Below are 17,204 nucleotides of genomic sequence, written 5' to 3'. Positions count from 1 at the left end.
CATGTCGGCAGAAGACATTGAAAGACCTCCTCATCGGAAAATTATCCATATCGATATGGATGCTTTCTATGCTTCTGTAGAACAGCGCGACCATCCTGAATACCGTGGCAAGCCACTGGTGGTAGGCGGCGGCCCTGAAGGGCGCGGTGGCGTGGTGGCCACAGCAAGCTACGAAGCCCGCAAATTTGGAATCCGCTCGGCTATGCCTTCTAAACAGGCGGTAAAACTTTGTCCGGAAGCTATCTTTGTATTTCCTCGCTTTGCGGCCTACAAGGAGGTGTCGCAGGGTATTCGCGCCATCTTTGCCAGATATACCGATCTGATAGAACCGCTTTCACTTGATGAAGCTTTTCTGGATGTTACTGAAGATAAGTTAGGGATCGGATCGGCAATGGAGATTGCCAAACAGATTAAGCAGGCGATTAAAGACGAACTACGCCTCACCGCTTCGGCAGGTGTTTCTATTAATAAATTTGTTGCCAAAATTGCATCAGACATGAATAAGCCCGATGGACTTACTTTTATCGGCCCCTCCTCTATCGAGAATTTTATGGAAAAATTGCCCGTAGAAAAGTTCTTTGGTGTGGGGAAAGTGACTGCGCAAAAGATGAAAGGTATGGGTCTGCATACTGGCGCAGATTTAAAAAAGCTTACTGAACACGAGTTAACGCGCCACTTCGGTAAAACAGGCCGGTTTTACTATCATATTGTACGGGGCATAGACAACCGTGCCGTGCAACCGCATCGGGAAACAAAATCTATGGGTGCTGAGGATACTTTTGGCTCAGACCTCTCTGAGTTGGACGAGATGCATGAGGAGCTGGATAAGATTGCTGAAAAGGTGGTAACAAGGCTGCAGCGCTACCAATTGAAAGGACGAACGCTGACCTTAAAAATAAAATATCACGATTTTAAGCAGATTACCCGAAACCAATCATTCGCGATTGGTATTGATGATCTTGTAACCATACAGCAAACAGCGAAAGCGCTGCTGGAAGCTACAGACACGACAAAAAAAATACGCCTGCTGGGTATCTCACTTTCCAATTTTGGAGACAACCAGCAGGGCGCAGTCAAGGAAATCAGCGGTCAGCTGAGACTCTTCAATTAATTCAATTCCTGCAAATACGTTTTGAAGTCTGCAAAAACAGGATCCATCTTCTGTGCGGCACTTGTTCTTGCCCGCAGTTCATTAACCTGCTCAGGTATTGCTATCGCCGCAGCAACATCATTGGGGAATACATCCGGAAATTTGCAAGGGTGTGCTGTAGACAGGAACACACCTGTCAGTTCATGGTCTGGTTGTTCAGCTAGATAATTTTTCAAAGCGCGATATGCTATCGCTGTATGTGGGCAGGCCACATAACTATAGGTATCGTAAATTTCCTTTATCGCTTCCTGCGTTTCCACATCTGTATAAGATGAGGAACTTACCACTTTTTTCAATGCTGCGACATCTCCTTTAAATAAATCCATAATGCGTACCCAGTTGCTTGGCGCGCCAACATCCATCGCATTAGAATAGGTTTGTACAGAGGCACGGGTTTCGTAAATGCCGTTTTCCAGAAAACGCGGCACAGTATCATTGGCATTGGTGGCAGCGATAAACTGTTGCACCGGCAATCCCATTTTATAGGCAATTAATCCGGCAGCAATATTACCGAAGTTGCCACTCGGTACAGCAAAAACCACTTTTGTTTTACCTTCCCGGGCAAGTTGCGCATAGGCGTTGAAGTAATAGAATGTTTGTGGGATCAGCCTTGCTATATTGATAGAATTGGCTGAAGTTAATCTCAACTTATCTGCCAGATCCTGATCGGCAAAGGCCTGTTTAACCAATGCCTGGCAATCGTCAAATGTGCCATTTACCGAGATCGCCTGAATGTTATTTCCATTGGTACATAACTGCAATTCCTGGATCTCGCTCACTTTTCCCTCGGGATATAAAATCGTTACGCGCGTATTGGGAACACCTAAAAAGCCTAGTGCCACTGCCCCGCCGGTATCACCTGATGTAGCTACGAGCACATCAAGCATTTTTTCATTTTCGCGCAGGAAGTAACCCATAACACGACTCATAAAGCGCGCGCCAAAATCTTTAAAGGCCAAGGACGGGCCATGAAAAAGTTCAAGAACATAAGTTTCTGCATCCAGCTCTTTTACCGGAGCATCAAAACTTAATGTTTCCGCTATTATAGCTTTCAGATCAGGCGTAGGAATAGCATCACCGATCAATGCTGAAGCTACTTTCAGGGCGATTTCCGAAAAGGTTCGGTCGCCGATTTGAGCTATAAATTCCGGGTCAAGAACCGGGATCTCCTGAGGCATATAAAGCCCCTTATCCTGAGGCATACTATTGAAAACAGCCGTAGGAAAATCTACCTTTAGACTGGGGTTGTTTGTGCTGTATAATTCCATGTTTGCTATATTGAGCGTTAACCGATAACGACCGGCCCCTGTTGATTAACTGAGGAAACGAAAGACAAGCTTCTGATTCCAATTTTTTGAAGGTGTTGTTGCAATGTATTTGTGATCCTTTTTGCCGTTTCCGGATCTTTGGTAAGCGCAAAGACAGATGGCCCTGAACCGGAAATCCCAAATCCTATGCCACCTTGCGCTAATGCCAGTTCGCGCAGCTGGTAGAAGTCTGGTATGAGAATAGATCGCGCAGGTTCAACAAGCACGTCGACCATACTGCGACCAATAAGTGCATAGTCTTTCATAAACAATCCGCTAACAAGTCCCGCCACATTACCCCATTGGGTTACTGCGTCTTTAAGCTGCACTTTGGAACGGATAATTTGCCTTGCATCACGCGTAGGCACGTCTACTTCCGGGTACACAATGGCCACACACATGTCTTCTGGAAAAGGAAGCTTAATGATGTCAAGGGGTTCGTAACTTCTGATTAGAACGAAACCACCCAATAATGCCGGAGCTACATTGTCTGCATGCCCATGGCCACAGGCCAACTCCTCGCCCTTCATGGCAAAGGGGACCAGATCCATCGTCGTTAGCGGATTATCCAGCAAAGTATTAATCGCAAAAAGACCTGCAACCGTACTCGCAGAACTGGAACCCAATCCACTGCCTATAGGCATTTTTTTATGTAGCTCGATATCGATACCAAGACTTGGCTGGCCTAAAGCATTCAGGTAATGCTGGACACTGGCGCTCACTGTATTTTTTGCAGGATCGAGCGGCAGCCGTCCATCATCTCCGGTAATTTTAGAAATACGGATTCCAGGTGTGCTTGTTAACCGCATAGTTACCTCATCACCCGGCGCATCTACTGCAAAACCAAGGATATCATATCCGCATACTACGTTGGCCACCGTTGCCGGGGCAAAAACTTGAACTGATTTCATTATTTCTTCCCTACGTTAATTAGATCCGCAAAAACGCCCGCAGCGGTTACTTCGGCGCCCGCACCAGGGCCTTTGATCACCAACGGACGATCCTTATACCTGTCTGTGGTAAAGGAAATGATATTATCACTACCCGAAAGCATGAAGAACGGATGACTGTCGTCAACCATTTGCAGTGTTATCACCACCTTTCCAGACTCAAGTTTACCAATATACCGCAGAACTTTCCCCGAACTTTCTGCCCGCTGTTTAAGCTCTTCGAAGTAGGCCTTATTCTTTTCAAGCTCGGCATAAAAATCAGGCACAGTTTCTGCCGCCAGACATGCCGCAGGTAACATACTTTCGATGTCAACATCGGCTTCTTCCAATGCATACCCAGCATCGCGGGCAAGGATCAGCATCTTACGCATAAAATCTTTTCCATTTAAGTCGTCACGCGGATCCGGTTCTGTATATCCTTTATCCTGTGCTTCCTTAACGATCTCATGGAACAGGCGGTCGCCCTTAAAATTGTTAAAGATATAAGAGATCGTTCCTGATAATATGGCTTCTATGCGTGCAACTTTATCGCCGCTCAACATCAGGTCTTTCAAGGTTCTGATAATCGGCAATCCGGCACCTACATTGGTTTCGTAGTAGAAGTCGACACCAAAAGTTCTAGCCGCTTTTTTAAATGCTGCATAGCGACTATACGGCCCTGAGTTTCCAATTTTGTTGCAGGTTACTACAGAAATACTGGCTTTTAGTATGTCCTCGTAATATTCTACCGGGTTTGGACTTGCCGTATTATCTACAAATACACAGTTCGGCAAATTCATAGCCTTCATTTGCTGGACAAATAAGTCCAGGTCGGCTGGGAGGGACTCATTTGCAAGTTTTTCTTCCCATTGCGAAAGATCCAGGCCGCTCTCTGAAAAATACATTTGACGGGAGTTACTAATTCCCATCACTTTAACCTCCAGGTCATTAGTAGTTGCCAAAAATGGCATCTGATATTGTAACTGACTAAAAAGGGTTTTACCAATGTTCCCTGTTCCCAGACAAAATACGTGCAACGTCTTTTTAAGTTGAGAGTAAAAGGCATCATGAACAGCATTAACAGCTTTGGAAAGGTCTGCTTTAGAGATGATAACAGAGATGTTGTATTCTGATGAACCTTGGGCAATAGCGCGTACATTAACCCCATTTCTACCTAAAGCATTAAACAGCCTTGCCGACATTCCAGGAGTACGTTTCATGTTTTCGCCAACAATCGCCAGTACCGACAACCCATTCTCTACTTCCGGATACTCGAGCTTTTTAGTTTGCAGCTCCAACTCAAACTCCTTGCTGATCAGGTTGAGCGCCTGGATTGCATCTGCCGGTTTTACAGCAAAGGTGATACTGTGCTCTGAAGATGATTGGGTGATGAGCACTACATTGATCTGCTCCCTGGAAAGCATGGAAAACAGGCGCCCACTAAATCCGGCCTTCCCTACCATACCGCTTCCTGAAAGGTTCAGGATACTGATTTCATTGATGGAAGAAATTCCTTTAATAGGCAACTCTGAGGCACCAACATCATGTCTGATATAAGTCCCTTGAAATGCGGTATTAAAAGTATTGCGGATAACAATAGGTATCTTCTTCAGAAAAGCAGGGATCATTGTAGGCGGATAGATTACCTTGGCACCAAAATAAGAAAGCTCCATCGCCTCGGTATAACTGAGTTCGGGTAATGAAAATGCCTTCTCAACAATTCTAGGATCAGCGGTTAACATACCATCTACATCGGTCCAGATTTGTATAGCCGTAGCATCAAGTGCTGCTGCCCAGATAGCCGCGGTGTAATCACTCCCGCCCCTGCCTAAAGTGGTAATTCTACCCAATTCGTTGCTGGCAATAAACCCAGTTACGAAAAGAAATTTCTCTGAATTGGCAGCTCTAAAATCACGGATCAACATTTCAGTGAGTGGTATATTAACCTTGGCTTGTCCAAAGTTACTATCAGTCTTAATCAGCTCCGAGCCCTCAACGCAAAGCACGTCGGGGAAATACTGCCGGGCAATGTGGCTAATCATAAAGGTAGAGCAACGCTCGCCATAACTCAGTACCAGATCTTTTGTTTGTAAGCTCAGCTCTTTAAGATTCGATACCGACTGAAGCACATCTTCCAACTCGTTAAAATAAATCCTGAGTCTGGTAAATACCGGATTTTGTGCCGCAGCGGGCAACAATGTTTTGATAATGCCAAAGTGCCGCTCTTCCATTGCTTTCAAATCATCGGCGTATCCCAATCCGGCATAAGCTTTTTCTGCCATCTCCAGAAGCAGGTTGGTTACCCCGCTCATTGCAGATAGTACCACAACGGACTTTTCTGCTTCTGGTGTAGACTGGAGGATTTCAATCAGCGCTTTGATGCTTTCTGCGGTTCCTACTGATGTTCCTCCAAATTTTAAAATCTGCATAGTTTTAAGGTTAAAAAAAAAGCGCCTTCCTCTGTGTGGAGGAAGGCGCTTTTTTATGGTTTGTTTATCTTGTCAATTACCCATTAGCTCACCTGCCTCCGAAATTTCCCGGTGGTGGTAATAATAATCGATGTAATTGTAGTTTGGTTTAACATTGTATTTTTTACACTATCTGTGCTCTGCCATAAAGTAAAGCTATATTTTTTGAAATAGCAAATGAATATAAAAATTTAATTCCCTTACCTTTATCCCCTATATGCAGGGATTAGTGATTAAATCAACGGGGAGCTGGTATCAGGTGCACGCATCGGATGGCCAGGACTATGATTGCAGAATCAAGGGTAAATTTAGAATAACGGGCATTCAGACTACTAACCCCATTGCCGTGGGCGACCAGGTGGAATTCGAGTTGGAGCCAAACTCTAACAATGGGGTTATCTTTAAACTTCACGACAGGAAGAACTACATCATCCGTAAATCTATCAACCTGTCTAAACAGGCGCAGATCATTGCCGCCAACATGGATCAGGCCTTTCTGGTGGTTACACTGGCATCACCAAGAACGTCGCTCGGATTTATTGACCGCTTTCTGGCGACTGCTGAAGCCTACAGTATTCCGGCGACACTGATTTTCAATAAGCTGGATCTTTTCCATGAAGAAGGACTGGAGATTCTCGCAGAATACAAAGCCATCTATGAAAACATAGGTTATCCCTGCTACGAAGTATCAGCTATTGAAGGAACCAATCTGGAGCAGGTACAGGATCTGCTGAAAGATAAAACCACATTATTTTCTGGCCACTCTGGCGTCGGCAAATCATCATTGATCAATGCGTTATTGCCTGGCAGAACCATAAAAACTGGTATTGTATCAGAATGGAGTGATAAAGGACAACACACCACAACATTTGCCGAGATGCATACGCTGCCCTTTGGTGGCTACCTGATAGATACGCCGGGCATCAGGGAGTTAGGCATCTATGATATCCGCCCCGAAGAACTCGGCCATTATTTCCGGGAGATCCGGGATCTGATGCATGCCTGTAAATTCCACAATTGCCGGCACATTAACGAACCCGGTTGTGCAGTACTGGTAGCAGTTAATGATGGAGAGATCGAGTTAAGCAGGTACGAAAGCTACCTGAGTATTTACCACGGAAATGAAACCCGGGCTTAAGCAGATATACTATAAATGAGAGCAATATTACAAAGAGTAACAGAAGCCAGCTGCACAGTAGATGGTATCGTTACAGGTGCCATTGAGCAGGGGTTACTTGTACTTCTTGGCATCGAAGATGCCGACGAGCAGGAAGACCTGGATTGGTTGGCACAAAAGATTGCTGGAATCCGCATTTTCAGTGATGAAGCCGGGCTCATGAACAAAGGATTGGCAGATATCGACGGCGATATCCTGCTGATCAGCCAATTCACCTTGTTTGCAGCAACAAAAAAAGGAAACCGGCCAGGTTTTACCAGAGCAGCCAGACCTGAAAAAGCAATTCCGTTATATGAGGCCATGATTGCTAAACTCTCTGCTATATTGGAAAAAGAGATCGCTACCGGCATTTTCGGTGCAGACATGAAAATCCGTTTGCTGAACGATGGACCCGTTACCATTAGTATAGACACCAAAAACAAAGAATAATGACAATTAAGGACGCACAGGAGCTTGTCGATAAATGGATAACCACCACAGGGGTACGCTATTTCAACGAGCTTACCAATACAGCCATTTTAATGGAAGAGGTTGGGGAAGTGGCACGCATCATGTCTAGAAAATACGGCGAGCAGTCTTTTAAAAAGAGTGATGAGCAGGTAGATCTTGGCGAGGAAATGGCCGATGTGTTGTTTGTGCTGATCTGCCTGGCAAATCAGACAGGTATAGATCTTACTGCCGCATTGGAGAAAAACCTGGATAAGAAAAGTATCAGGGATGCCGACAGGCATAAAAATAACCCAAAGTTGCAGCAATAAAAAAGCAGCAGATAAATCTGCTGCCCTTTAAATAAGCTAATTATAACTGTGCTTTAATCTGAGCTGCAGTTTCTGCCAATTCTTCCTGAGTAGGACTCAGCTTCGGCTTACTAAAATTCATATCCGAAACAGTATTCATCGGAATCAGGTGGATATGTACATGAGGTACTTCCAAACCGATCACGGCAACACCAACCTTAATGCAAGGCACGGCCTTTTTAAGTCCTGTTGCTACAATTTTTGCAAATAATGTTAATCCGAAATAACTTTCCTCATCCATATCAAAGATATAGTCGATTTCCTTTTTCGGTATCACCAGCACATGTCCGGTCGTTAATGGACTTACGTCTAGAAATGCAAGAAACTCTGTGGTTTCGGCCACGATGTGTGCAGGAATTTCACCGGCTACAATTTTTGAGAATATGCTTGCCATATGCTTATCTGCTGATTTCCAATATCTCAAATTTTACTTTCCCAGCAGGAACCTGAATTTCAATGCTGTCTCCTACAGATTTACCTAGTAAACCTTGTGCTATAGGTGATTTTACAGAGATCTTACCTGTTTTCAAGTCGGCCTCAGACTCGGCAACCAACTGGTAGGTCATGCTTGCGCCGTTGCTTGTATTTTTTATTTTCACTATTGATAAAGCCAACACCTTTGTCAGGTCCAGCTTAGATTCATCAATTAATCTTGCCGTAGATAAGGTAGTCTCCAGCTTGGCAATTTTAGCCTCATGTAAGCCTTGAGCTTCTTTCGCTGCATCATATTCTGCATTCTCAGAAAGATCGCCCTTATCCCTGGCTTCAGCAATTTGCTTGGATATCATCTGCCTGCCGGAAGTCTTCATTTGTTGTAATTCCTGCTTCAGTTTATCTAGTCCCTCCTGGGTATAATAAGTAACTTCTGTCATAGCTTTTATTTTATGTCAACCTCTAAAAAACAAACAAGACTACATCGGCTTCCGCCTACATAGTCTTGCTTCAATCGAAACGAAGATAGCAGGCTGTACCAACAAAAGCAAATATTTTTATTACGAATAAGTCCCGATTTCGCTAAAGCCGCTTTAACTATCTACAGGTAGAGCTTTCTTGAAATAAATGTGTAGTTTTAAATTCCAAGCTACAAATTTATGTTCAAGCAATTTTTTAGACTCGCCTCCATTTTCCTCTTTGTTGCTGGCCCGGCAGCGGCCCAGGAGCTATATATGCCAAGAAATATCCAGAAAGCCTATCAACTGGGAACTCGTTCTGAAGATGGAAAACCCGGTAAGAAATACTGGCAAAACCATGGTAAATACGACATGACAATCAGTGTTAACCCTCAAAATAAACTGGTTAGCGGATCCGAAACCATCATGTACACAAACCACAGTCCTGATACGCTCAAATCTGTGATTATCCGTTTCGTTAATAACGTGCATAAGCCCGAAGCACCAAGAGCAGGCATGGAGTCTCCAGATTTTTTAACCAGTGGTCTTCAGGTTAACAAATTCGTTGTAAATGGAGCCAAACTGGAAGTTGACAGTAGGAAGTGGGGCACCACGGGAGAAGTAAAACTTACGACACCTTTACTTCCCGGGCAGTCGGCAACTTTCGCAATCGACTGGTCTTACCCACTTTCCAAAAAGAGTGGACGCGAAGGCCAGATAGACAGCACTACTTTTTTTGTGGCTTACGCCTATCCACGGATTTCGGTTTATGACGACTACAATGGCTGGGATGTGCTGCCGCACAATGGAAGAAACGAATTTTATAACGATTTCAACGACTATACCCTCGCTGTTAAGGCCCCAAAAAATTATGTGGTATGGTCTACCGGCGACCTGCTTAATCCTGATGAGGTGCTAATGCCAACTTTCGCCGAGCGCTTAAAGAAATCTTATGCTGCCGACGAAATCAGCCATGTAGTAAGTTTTGATGAGATGAAAAAGGGCATTGTTACCCAACAGAAAGAATGGAATACCTGGAGATTTACCGCCGCACATATTGTTGATGTAACCTTTGCGCTCAGTAATCATTACGCCTGGGATGCAAGCAGTGTGCTGGTTGATAAAAAGACCGGACGTAAAACAAGTGTACAAGCCGCGTATGGCGCAGACGCGAAGGATTTTCCTCATGCAGTGGAATGGACCAAACAGGCGCTTTACTGGTTTTCGAATAACCTGCCTGGCGTTCCTTACCCCTTCTCGAAGATGACCGCAGTTCAGGGCTTTGCCGATATGGAATATCCGATGATGGTGAACGATACCCCAACGCCGGATTTGCCGTTTTCGCAGTTTGTAATGAATCATGAGATCGCGCACACCTATTTTCCTTTTTATATGGGCATAAACGAAACACGATATGCATACATGGATGAAGGCTGGGCTACTACGCTCGAATATTTTATAGGACAGCAACAGGTCGGTAAAGCTAAAGCCGACTCATTATACAAAAACTTCCGGGTAAAACGATGGATCTCCGATGCCTCTACGGAACAGGATCAACCAGTCATCAGCTTATCTACACAAGTTTCAGGCGTTGGGTATGGCAATAATGCATATGTAAAACCTTCGCTTTCCTACCTCGCTTTAAAAGATATGCTGGGTGATGAACTTTTCCTGAAAGCACTACATATCTATATGGATCGATGGAACGGTAAACACCCTATCCCATGGGATTTCTTCAATTCCATTAACGACGCTACTGGTATGGACTTAAACTGGTACTGGAACAATTGGTTTTTTAGCAACAATTATATTGACCTGGCCGTAGAAAAGGTAAGCATTAAAGGGTCAAAATATACTGTCGATATTAAAAACATTGGTGGCTTTGCAGCTCCTTTTGATGTGCTGGTTACCTATGCCGACGGCACAAAGCAGACTTTGCACCAAACAGCAGCAATATGGAAGCCAAATCAAAAACAGACGTCCGTTCAGATCAGCGCAACAGGGAAAGTAACTAACATTGTGTTGGAGGGCGGTATCTTTATGGATGCCAAACCCGCCAATAATAACTGGAAAAACTAGGCGATAGCGCTTAGTTTTTCTGCAAGTACTTCTGAGATTTTGCGGTAAGAATCAAAAGTCCAGCCAGCAACATGCGGAGTAAGGATAACCTTTCCTGAGTTGACAAGGTCCGTATACCACTCCTGCTCTGCAAGCTTTGGAAATTTTTCTACTTCCAGTACGTCAAGTCCCGCGCCAACGATCTTACCATTGATGATGGCATCAAGCACGGCCCTGGTGCTGGTAATTTCACCCCTCGCGGTGCTGATAAAAAATATTGGTTTTTTGAAATGTAGCAAATATTCTTCCGTTACCAACTGTCGTGTTTCTGAAGTTAATGGAATATGCAGACTAAGCACATCACTAAACTTAACGATTTCTTCCATACTCACTTCTCTTACATATTGGTCTGAGAAGCCGGTTTTATATTTGTCGTATGCGATTACCTGAACACCAAAGCCAGAAAGTTTCTTTGCGAAGCTCTGTCCCATAAATCCGTAACCGATGATGCCCACCGTTTTACCTTTTAGTTCCCAGCCACGGTTATCTTCACGATCCCAGATACCAGAGCGCACCTGCTGATCGGCTTTTCTAAAATGATTGGCCAGGCTCAGCAACATGCCAATAGCATGCTCACCTACAGCATCACAATTCCCTTCTGGAGCATTGATCAATATAACGCCTCTTTCCTCCGCGTGGGCTACATCAATATTATCTAGTCCGGCACCAGCGCGCGCTACAAACTTCAGGTTCGTAGCAGCATCAAAAAACTCCCGGTCTATTTGAAATTTGGTCCGTACGGCGATACCGTCGTAAGTACCGATAACGGCAATAGTTTCCGCTCTTGTAATCAGCGGCCTGTCGTCAACTTCGTAGCCAAGTTCAATAGCCTTCAGTTTAAAGGCTGGATGTAAATCGTCAACTATTAATATTTTACGGCTCATATTGCAGCTTCGTTCAATGTGGTTAAATGCTGGGTTAATGCAATAAAATCTACTACAGTTAACTGTTCAGCACGTTTATCAAAGAACGGATGGTTATCCATTCTGTCTTTGGGAATTGTACCAGACAACGCGTTACGCAATGTTTTGCGGCGCTGGTTAAATCCTCCCTTTACGACGCGCCAAAACAGCTTCTCATCGCAAGGCAATTTCTCGGTTTTATTACGGCTCAACCTGATTACCCCCGAATTGACCTTAGGTGGCGGATTGAATGTTCCAGGCTTCACCGTGAAGAGGTAGCTGATATCGTAATAGGCCTGGATCAGTACACTCAATATACCGTATTCTTTGGTTCCTGATTTTGAAGCACAGCGTTCTGCCACCTCTTTCTGAAACATTCCTACCATCTCCACAACATAGTCACGGTGTTCAAGTACCTTAAATAAAATCTGCGAAGAAATGTTATAAGGGAAGTTACCTATAATAGCGAATTTACCAGGAAAGATATTAGCCAGATCAAGTGCAAGAAAATCACCAAGGATAAGCTTTTCTCCCAGTTGCGGATATTTTTCCTGTAGAAATTTATACGAATCACGGTCGATATCAATCAGATAGGTGTCCAGATGTTTTCTTTCCAAAAGGATATCTGACAAGATGCCCATTCCCGGTCCTACTTCCAGCACCTGGCTATATTGGTCTGTATGAATCAGGCCGTCAACGATCCTTGCTGCAATATTTTTATCAGTTAAAAAATGCTGCCCTAAGTGCTTTTTTGCCTTTACCAAACTCATATATCTCTGCTTCTAAAGCTGCAAAATAACTAAAGTTTTATCAGTATCGGCTTAACATTAAGTCAAATTCTGTAATTTGCACCAAATTCTGATGTGGACATGAGCGATAAAGTTAAAATTGGTATTAGTATAGGCGATGTAAACGGAATCGGGCTGGAGGTTATTTTGAAGACCCTGATTGAGCCTGCAATCCTTGAATATTGTACACCTATAGTATATGGACATACAAAAGTGACATCCTATCACCGCAAGGCCCTGGGCCTGGGCGATTTCAGCTTCAACGTAATTGGACACCCTGAAAATGCAAATCCTAAACGGGCTAACCTGATCAACTGCTGGGAAGAAGATGTGAAGATTGAACTGGGTGTATCTAATGAAATAGGCGGAAAATATGCTTTACTCTCACTCGAAAAAGCTACTGAAGATCTTGTAAAAGGTGATATCGATGCACTCATTACTGCGCCGATTAATAAACATAATATACAATCGGAAACTTTCCAGTTTCCAGGGCATACAGAATACCTGCAGGAAAAAAGTGGGAGCAATGACGTGCTGATGTTTCTGGTGAGTGAAGATCTACGCATCGGTGTAGTGACAGGCCATATCCCGGTAAACCAGATATCTGCCAGTATCACCGCCGAGAAGATCACTAAAAAGCTGATCCTCATGAACGAGAGCCTAAAAAAGGATTTCTGGATTGAAAAGCCTAAAATCGCTGTACTCGGTCTTAATCCACATGCTGGCGATAATGGTCTTCTTGGTTCTGAAGAAAAGGATGTGATCATGCCTGCAATTCAAAATGCCTTTGATAAAGGCGTCATTTGCTTTGGCCCATATCCAGCCGACGGGTTTTTCGGCAATGGAACCTATAAGCAATTTGATGCAGTGCTGGCGATGTATCATGACCAGGGCCTTATTCCATTTAAAACATTGGCCTTTAGTACTGGCGTAAACTTTACAGCGGGACTTAAAGTAGTACGTACCTCTCCAGATCATGGTACAGGTTACGATATTGCTGGAAAAAATCTTGCCGACCCGACCTCATTCAGAGAAGCACTTTTTGCTGCCGTACACATCTTTAAAAGTCGCAAAGAGCAGAATGAACTATTGAAGGGACAGCTTAGAAGTGGTGGGAAAGTGATAGAAACTGCTGCCGACGTAAAGGACGACGCAAATTAGATCAATAAATTTCCTGCAAATGTTTTATTTATGTTAAAATAATTCATACATTTGCGGGCTAAAATTTTGTTACAATTGAGACCATTAAAACAATTTTCAATCCCGTTTACAGGCTTAAAAATTGGCAAACATCAGTTTGATTTTGAAATTGATAACAGCTTTTTTGATGCCTTTGAGTATTCTCTTGTAAAAAAAGGGAATTTAAAAGTTGAAGTTGAGCTAGACAAACAGGAAACAATGTTACTCTTGCAATTCCATATTTTTGGAACAATTGAGTTGGACTGCGACAAGTGTTTAGCACTTTTTGATGCCCCTATTGATATTTCGGAGCGTCAGATCGTAAAGTTTGCAGAAGATGATTTAGAGAGCGATGATCTCGAAATTATCATGCTGAACAGAAAAGAGAGTGAGCTTGATGTTTCCTCAATGATCTACGAACTGATTACGGTTTCTGTGCCTTACATTAAAATTTGTGAGGAAAACGGAGTAAACGTAAAATGTGATGCAGAGATGATTCAGCGACTGGAAAGTTTAGCTGTCGGACATCAGGAAGAAGAACCAGAACAAACCAGTGACGACCCACGATGGGAAGCACTAAAAAAATTAAAATAATAATTAAATAAAAAGCAATGGCACATCCAAAACGTAAGATCTCTAAAAGTAGAAGAGACAAAAGAAGAACCCACTATAAAGCAGTAGCGCCTTCTTTAGCTACATGTCAGACTACTGGTGCGATTCATGTACCTCACCATGCATACAACGTTGATGGTAACCTGTACTACAATGGTAAATTGGTTATTGAAAACACCTCTATAGGTTAATTTTCTTGAAAAATAGTTTGTGTTTTCAGCGTGTTTAAGTTTAACTTAGACCTTTGAATCCGGCAATAGTGCGACGTACACAAACTGATTTTTTACTATGAAAATAGGTCTCGATATAATGGGCGGAGACTATGCTCCCAAAGCAAATGTTTTGGGAGCAATAGCAGCTCATGAGTTATTATCTCCCGGAGAGCACATTGTGCTGATCGGTGACACAGAGCAGATTAAGCCTTTACTCTCTGAAAACGGGTTCAATCCCGACCACTTTGAATATGTTCATACCGAAGAAGTTATTGGTATGGGCGAACATCCCACAAAGGCTATCGTTCAGAAGCCTAATTCCAGCATTTCTGTAGGTTTTTCCTTACTTAAAGAAGGTAAACTAGACTCTTTTGCAAGCGCAGGTAACTCTGGCGCCATGCTCGTTGGTGCTGTTTTCAGTGTGAAAACTATTCCAGGGATCATCCGCCCTTGTCTATGTACGCACGTACCTAAATTGAGCGGTGGCGCAGGCCTCATGCTTGACGTAGGTGCTAACGCAGATTGCAAACCAGATACTTTATTGCAATTTGGCGTGCTCGGCAGTCTATACGCAGAAAACGTAATGCAGATCAACAATCCTAAAGTGGCATTGATGAATATCGGTGAAGAGGATGAAAAAGGAAATATGCTGAGTTTGGCTACCTTCCCTTTAATGAAAGATACCAACTTATTTAATTTCGTGGGTAACGTTGAAGGCAGGGATCTGTTCAATGATAAAGCCGACGTTATCGTTTGCGATGGTTTTACAGGGAATGTGTTACTTAAGCTTGCTGAATCCTTTTATGTCGTCACGATTAAAAAAGGCTTTCAGGACGAGTTCTTCCACCGGTTAAATTATGAAAACTATGGTGGCAGTCCGGTGTTAGGTGTTAACGCACCTGTTATCATTGGACATGGTATTTCCAGCCCTACCGCAGTTAAAAACATGATACTTCAGTCGCGAAATATGATTGCTACCGGACTTGTAGAGAAAATACAAGCCGCATTTAAATAAAAGACAACAAGATGAATAAAATTCACGCTGCAATTACTGCGGTTCATGGTTATGTTCCTGATGATGTACTGACCAATAAAGATCTGGAAGCTATGGTGGATACCACAGACGAATGGATTGTTTCACGAACGGGTATTAAAGAGCGCAGAATATTAAAAGGCGAAGGCCTGGGCACTTCAGATATGGCAGTGCATGCTGTAAATGGCTTGCTCAAAAAAAGAGGCATCACTGCTGAAGAAATCGAATTGATCATCTTCTGCACCACTACCCCTGATATGCCCTTCCCTGCTTCAGCAAATATATTAGCGGATAAAATTGGCGCAAAGAATGCCTGGGGCTACGACCTGCAGGCTGCTTGCTCAGGATTTATTTATGGGCTGTCAACAGCTTCCCAATTTATTGAATCTGGTAAACACAAAAAAGTTCTGGTGGTGGGTGGCGATAAAATGTCGTCTATCATTAACTATGAAGACCGCACTACCTGTATCATCTTTGGTGATGGATGTGGCGCAGTATTACTGGAACCTAATGAAGAAGGTAACGGAATAATTGACTCAATTTTGCACAGTGATGGTGCCGGTCGTCAGTTCTTGCATCAGAAAGCAGGTGGCTCTGCCAGACCAGCAAGCCATGACACTATCGACAACCACGAACATTTTGTACATCAGGAAGGTCAGGCAGTATTTAAATTTGCAGTAACCAATATGGCTAATGTGGCAGCCGAGATTATGGACCGCAACCAGCTTACTGCTGATGATGTTACCTGGTTGGTGCCGCACCAGGCCAATAAAAGAATAATTGATGCTACTGCATCCCGCATGGGTGTAGGTGCCGAAAAAGTAATGATCAATATAGAGCGCTACGGCAATACCACTAACGGAACGATTCCCCTTTGTTTATGGGAATGGGAAAGTCAGCTTAAAAAAGGAGACACCTTAATTTTAGCTGCTTTTGGGGGCGGATTTACCTGGGGCTCAGTCTATGTAAAATGGGCATATTAATTTTTATACATAAATAATCTTAACTTAGTTTGTGTTAACGCACACTATTTTTTTAAAATAAAATCTAAAAAATGGATATCAAACAAATTCAGGAACTTATTAAATTTGTTTCTCGTTCTGGCGTAAATGAAGTAGCTATTGAGCAAAAAGACTTCAAAATCACAATCAAAACAAACCAAACGCCGACTGTGATTACCACAACGGTACCTGCACAGCCTGCAGCACAAGTATTACCAGCGGCCCCGGCTCCTCAGCCAGTTGCTGCTACTGAAGCCGCTGCCCCTGCAACAGAAGATTTGTCGAAATATATTACAATTAAATCTCCAATGATCGGTACTTTCTACCGTTCATCGAGCCCTGACAAACCTTCGTTTGTAAATGTTGGTGATGAAATCACAACAGGAAAAGTAATCTGCATCATCGAAGCCATGAAATTGTTCAATGAAATTGAATCTGAAGTTTCTGGTCGCATCGTGAAAGTTTTGGTAGATAATTCATCTCCAGTAGAATACGATCAGCCTTTATATTTAGTAGAGCCCATGTAAGATTTGCGTTTAGCAGATCTTTTTGCATATAAATCATTAATTGCTTTGAAGCCCGCCAGACTCAGGATGATTGTCCTCAGGCAGCAGGCTTCTGCAGGTTTTATCTTATCAACT

Annotated in this window: 18 protein-coding genes; 11 read left to right on the top strand and 7 right to left on the bottom strand. The window is 43.3% G+C overall.

Annotated elements, in window-relative coordinates; genetic code table 11:
- Position 1: 1 nt before the first annotated feature.
- Positions 2-1,111 carry a DNA polymerase IV gene (gene dinB, locus CLV32_RS19975; RefSeq protein ID WP_133558736.1) on the top strand — a complete coding sequence of 370 codons (1,110 nt, stop codon included), beginning with the start codon at positions 2-4 and terminating at the stop codon, positions 1,109-1,111.
- Here the strand turns inward: dinB and thrC are convergent.
- The 3 genes from thrC to thrA are packed head-to-tail and all read right to left on the bottom strand — an operon-like array spanning position 1,108 to position 5,815.
- Positions 1,108-2,418, bottom strand: a complete 1,311-nt coding sequence (gene thrC, locus CLV32_RS19970) for a threonine synthase (RefSeq protein ID WP_133558735.1) — start codon at positions 2,416-2,418, stop codon at positions 1,108-1,110. The two genes, dinB and thrC, sit on opposite strands and share 4 nt — an antisense overlap.
- 17 nt (positions 2,419-2,435) lie before the next feature.
- Positions 2,436-3,368, bottom strand: coding sequence for a homoserine kinase (locus tag CLV32_RS19965; RefSeq protein WP_133558734.1), 933 nt, complete (start codon positions 3,366-3,368; stop codon positions 2,436-2,438).
- On the bottom strand, positions 3,368-5,815 hold the full coding sequence (gene thrA / locus CLV32_RS19960; RefSeq protein ID WP_133558733.1) for a bifunctional aspartate kinase/homoserine dehydrogenase I: 2,448 nt from the start codon (positions 5,813-5,815) through the stop codon (positions 3,368-3,370). The genes CLV32_RS19965 and thrA overlap by 1 nt, the downstream gene beginning before the upstream one ends.
- Positions 5,816-6,071: 256 nt before the next feature.
- On the opposite strand from thrA, the gene rsgA reads away from it, so the two are divergent.
- From rsgA to CLV32_RS19945, 3 genes are read left to right on the top strand one after another with little or no spacing between them, the layout of a single operon-like run.
- Entirely contained in the window at positions 6,072-6,992 is a 921-nt protein-coding gene (gene rsgA / locus CLV32_RS19955) for a ribosome small subunit-dependent GTPase A (protein ID WP_133558732.1), read from the top strand.
- Positions 6,993-7,007: 15 nt separating this feature from the next.
- Positions 7,008-7,460 (top strand): D-aminoacyl-tRNA deacylase, encoded by a 453-nt coding sequence (gene dtd, locus CLV32_RS19950; protein WP_133558731.1) that lies wholly within the window; start codon positions 7,008-7,010, stop codon positions 7,458-7,460.
- On the top strand, positions 7,460-7,789 hold the full coding sequence (locus tag CLV32_RS19945; protein ID WP_133558730.1) for a nucleotide pyrophosphohydrolase: 330 nt from the start codon (positions 7,460-7,462) through the stop codon (positions 7,787-7,789). Before dtd ends, CLV32_RS19945 begins: the two co-directional genes overlap by 1 nt.
- Positions 7,790-7,829: 40 nt before the next feature.
- On the opposite strand, the gene CLV32_RS19940 is transcribed toward CLV32_RS19945, so the two are convergent.
- Both CLV32_RS19940 and greA read right to left on the bottom strand, forming a co-directional pair.
- Positions 7,830-8,222: an HIT family protein gene (locus CLV32_RS19940; RefSeq protein WP_133558729.1), complete on the bottom strand. Its 393-nt coding sequence runs from the start codon at positions 8,220-8,222 to the stop codon at positions 7,830-7,832.
- 4 nt (positions 8,223-8,226) lie between these two features.
- Positions 8,227-8,700 carry a transcription elongation factor GreA gene (greA, locus tag CLV32_RS19935; protein ID WP_133558728.1) on the bottom strand — a complete coding sequence of 158 codons (474 nt, stop codon included), beginning with the start codon at positions 8,698-8,700 and terminating at the stop codon, positions 8,227-8,229.
- 219 nt (positions 8,701-8,919) lie between these two features.
- Between greA and CLV32_RS19930 the strand changes: the two genes are divergently transcribed.
- Positions 8,920-10,797, top strand: coding sequence for a M1 family metallopeptidase (locus CLV32_RS19930; RefSeq protein ID WP_133558727.1), 1,878 nt, complete (start codon positions 8,920-8,922; stop codon positions 10,795-10,797).
- Here CLV32_RS19930 and CLV32_RS19925 read toward each other — a convergent pair.
- Both CLV32_RS19925 and rsmA read right to left on the bottom strand, forming a co-directional pair.
- Positions 10,794-11,720 carry a 2-hydroxyacid dehydrogenase gene (locus CLV32_RS19925; RefSeq protein ID WP_133558726.1) on the bottom strand — a complete coding sequence of 309 codons (927 nt, stop codon included), beginning with the start codon at positions 11,718-11,720 and terminating at the stop codon, positions 10,794-10,796. The two genes, CLV32_RS19930 and CLV32_RS19925, sit on opposite strands and share 4 nt — an antisense overlap.
- Positions 11,717-12,508 (bottom strand): 16S rRNA (adenine(1518)-N(6)/adenine(1519)-N(6))-dimethyltransferase RsmA, encoded by a 792-nt coding sequence (gene rsmA, locus CLV32_RS19920; RefSeq protein ID WP_133558725.1) that lies wholly within the window; start codon positions 12,506-12,508, stop codon positions 11,717-11,719. Before rsmA ends, CLV32_RS19925 begins: the two co-directional genes overlap by 4 nt.
- A gap of 99 nt (positions 12,509-12,607) precedes the next feature.
- Here rsmA and pdxA point away from each other — a divergent pair, with 99 nt between their 5' ends.
- The 6 genes from pdxA (at position 12,608) to accB (ending at position 17,090) form a co-directional block, all read left to right on the top strand.
- Complete coding sequence (pdxA, locus tag CLV32_RS19915) at positions 12,608-13,687, top strand: 4-hydroxythreonine-4-phosphate dehydrogenase PdxA (RefSeq protein ID WP_133558724.1); 1,080 nt, start codon at positions 12,608-12,610, stop codon at positions 13,685-13,687.
- A gap of 75 nt (positions 13,688-13,762) precedes the next feature.
- The gene (locus tag CLV32_RS19910; RefSeq protein ID WP_133558723.1) at positions 13,763-14,299 is read left to right on the top strand and encodes a YceD family protein; all 537 of its coding nucleotides are present in this window, start codon (positions 13,763-13,765) and stop codon (positions 14,297-14,299) included.
- A gap of 17 nt (positions 14,300-14,316) precedes the next feature.
- On the top strand, positions 14,317-14,508 hold the full coding sequence (gene rpmF, locus CLV32_RS19905; RefSeq protein ID WP_073238280.1) for a 50S ribosomal protein L32: 192 nt from the start codon (positions 14,317-14,319) through the stop codon (positions 14,506-14,508).
- A 97-nt stretch (positions 14,509-14,605) separates the two neighbouring features.
- Positions 14,606-15,544, top strand: coding sequence for a phosphate acyltransferase PlsX (gene plsX, locus CLV32_RS19900; RefSeq protein WP_133558722.1), 939 nt, complete (start codon positions 14,606-14,608; stop codon positions 15,542-15,544).
- 11 nt (positions 15,545-15,555) lie between these two features.
- Positions 15,556-16,545 (top strand): beta-ketoacyl-ACP synthase III, encoded by a 990-nt coding sequence (locus CLV32_RS19895; protein ID WP_133558721.1) that lies wholly within the window; start codon positions 15,556-15,558, stop codon positions 16,543-16,545.
- A gap of 71 nt (positions 16,546-16,616) precedes the next feature.
- Positions 16,617-17,090, top strand: coding sequence for an acetyl-CoA carboxylase biotin carboxyl carrier protein (gene accB / locus CLV32_RS19890; protein WP_133558720.1), 474 nt, complete (start codon positions 16,617-16,619; stop codon positions 17,088-17,090).
- The last annotated feature ends 114 nt before the right edge of the window (positions 17,091-17,204 follow it).

Origin of the sequence: Pedobacter duraquae, from assembly GCF_004362245.1 — a bacterium.
In the GTDB taxonomy this organism is placed as follows: domain Bacteria; phylum Bacteroidota; class Bacteroidia; order Sphingobacteriales; family Sphingobacteriaceae; genus Pedobacter; species Pedobacter duraquae.
Note: the sequence above shows the minus strand (reverse complement) of the source record. Positions and strands in the feature narration are given on the sequence as shown.

Excerpts from the sequence above, each read along its gene's own strand:
- dinB (WP_133558736.1), top strand. The coding sequence starts at position 2 with ATGTCGGCAGAAGACATTGAAAGACCTCCTCATCGGAAAATTATCCAT.
- thrC (WP_133558735.1), bottom strand. The coding sequence starts at position 2,418 with ATGGAATTATACAGCACAAACAACCCCAGTCTAAAGGTAGATTTTCCT.
- CLV32_RS19965 (WP_133558734.1), bottom strand. The coding sequence starts at position 3,368 with ATGAAATCAGTTCAAGTTTTTGCCCCGGCAACGGTGGCCAACGTAGTA.
- thrA (WP_133558733.1), bottom strand. The coding sequence starts at position 5,815 with ATGCAGATTTTAAAATTTGGAGGAACATCAGTAGGAACCGCAGAAAGC.
- rsgA (WP_133558732.1), top strand. The coding sequence starts at position 6,072 with ATGCAGGGATTAGTGATTAAATCAACGGGGAGCTGGTATCAGGTGCAC.
- dtd (WP_133558731.1), top strand. The coding sequence starts at position 7,008 with ATGAGAGCAATATTACAAAGAGTAACAGAAGCCAGCTGCACAGTAGAT.
- CLV32_RS19945 (WP_133558730.1), top strand. The coding sequence starts at position 7,460 with ATGACAATTAAGGACGCACAGGAGCTTGTCGATAAATGGATAACCACC.
- CLV32_RS19940 (WP_133558729.1), bottom strand. The coding sequence starts at position 8,222 with ATGGCAAGCATATTCTCAAAAATTGTAGCCGGTGAAATTCCTGCACAC.
- greA (WP_133558728.1), bottom strand. The coding sequence starts at position 8,700 with ATGACAGAAGTTACTTATTATACCCAGGAGGGACTAGATAAACTGAAG.
- CLV32_RS19930 (WP_133558727.1), top strand. The coding sequence starts at position 8,920 with ATGTTCAAGCAATTTTTTAGACTCGCCTCCATTTTCCTCTTTGTTGCT.
- CLV32_RS19925 (WP_133558726.1), bottom strand. The coding sequence starts at position 11,720 with ATGAGCCGTAAAATATTAATAGTTGACGATTTACATCCAGCCTTTAAA.
- rsmA (WP_133558725.1), bottom strand. The coding sequence starts at position 12,508 with ATGAGTTTGGTAAAGGCAAAAAAGCACTTAGGGCAGCATTTTTTAACT.
- pdxA (WP_133558724.1), top strand. The coding sequence starts at position 12,608 with ATGAGCGATAAAGTTAAAATTGGTATTAGTATAGGCGATGTAAACGGA.
- rpmF (WP_073238280.1), top strand. The coding sequence starts at position 14,317 with ATGGCACATCCAAAACGTAAGATCTCTAAAAGTAGAAGAGACAAAAGA.
- plsX (WP_133558722.1), top strand. The coding sequence starts at position 14,606 with ATGAAAATAGGTCTCGATATAATGGGCGGAGACTATGCTCCCAAAGCA.
- CLV32_RS19895 (WP_133558721.1), top strand. The coding sequence starts at position 15,556 with ATGAATAAAATTCACGCTGCAATTACTGCGGTTCATGGTTATGTTCCT.
- accB (WP_133558720.1), top strand. The coding sequence starts at position 16,617 with ATGGATATCAAACAAATTCAGGAACTTATTAAATTTGTTTCTCGTTCT.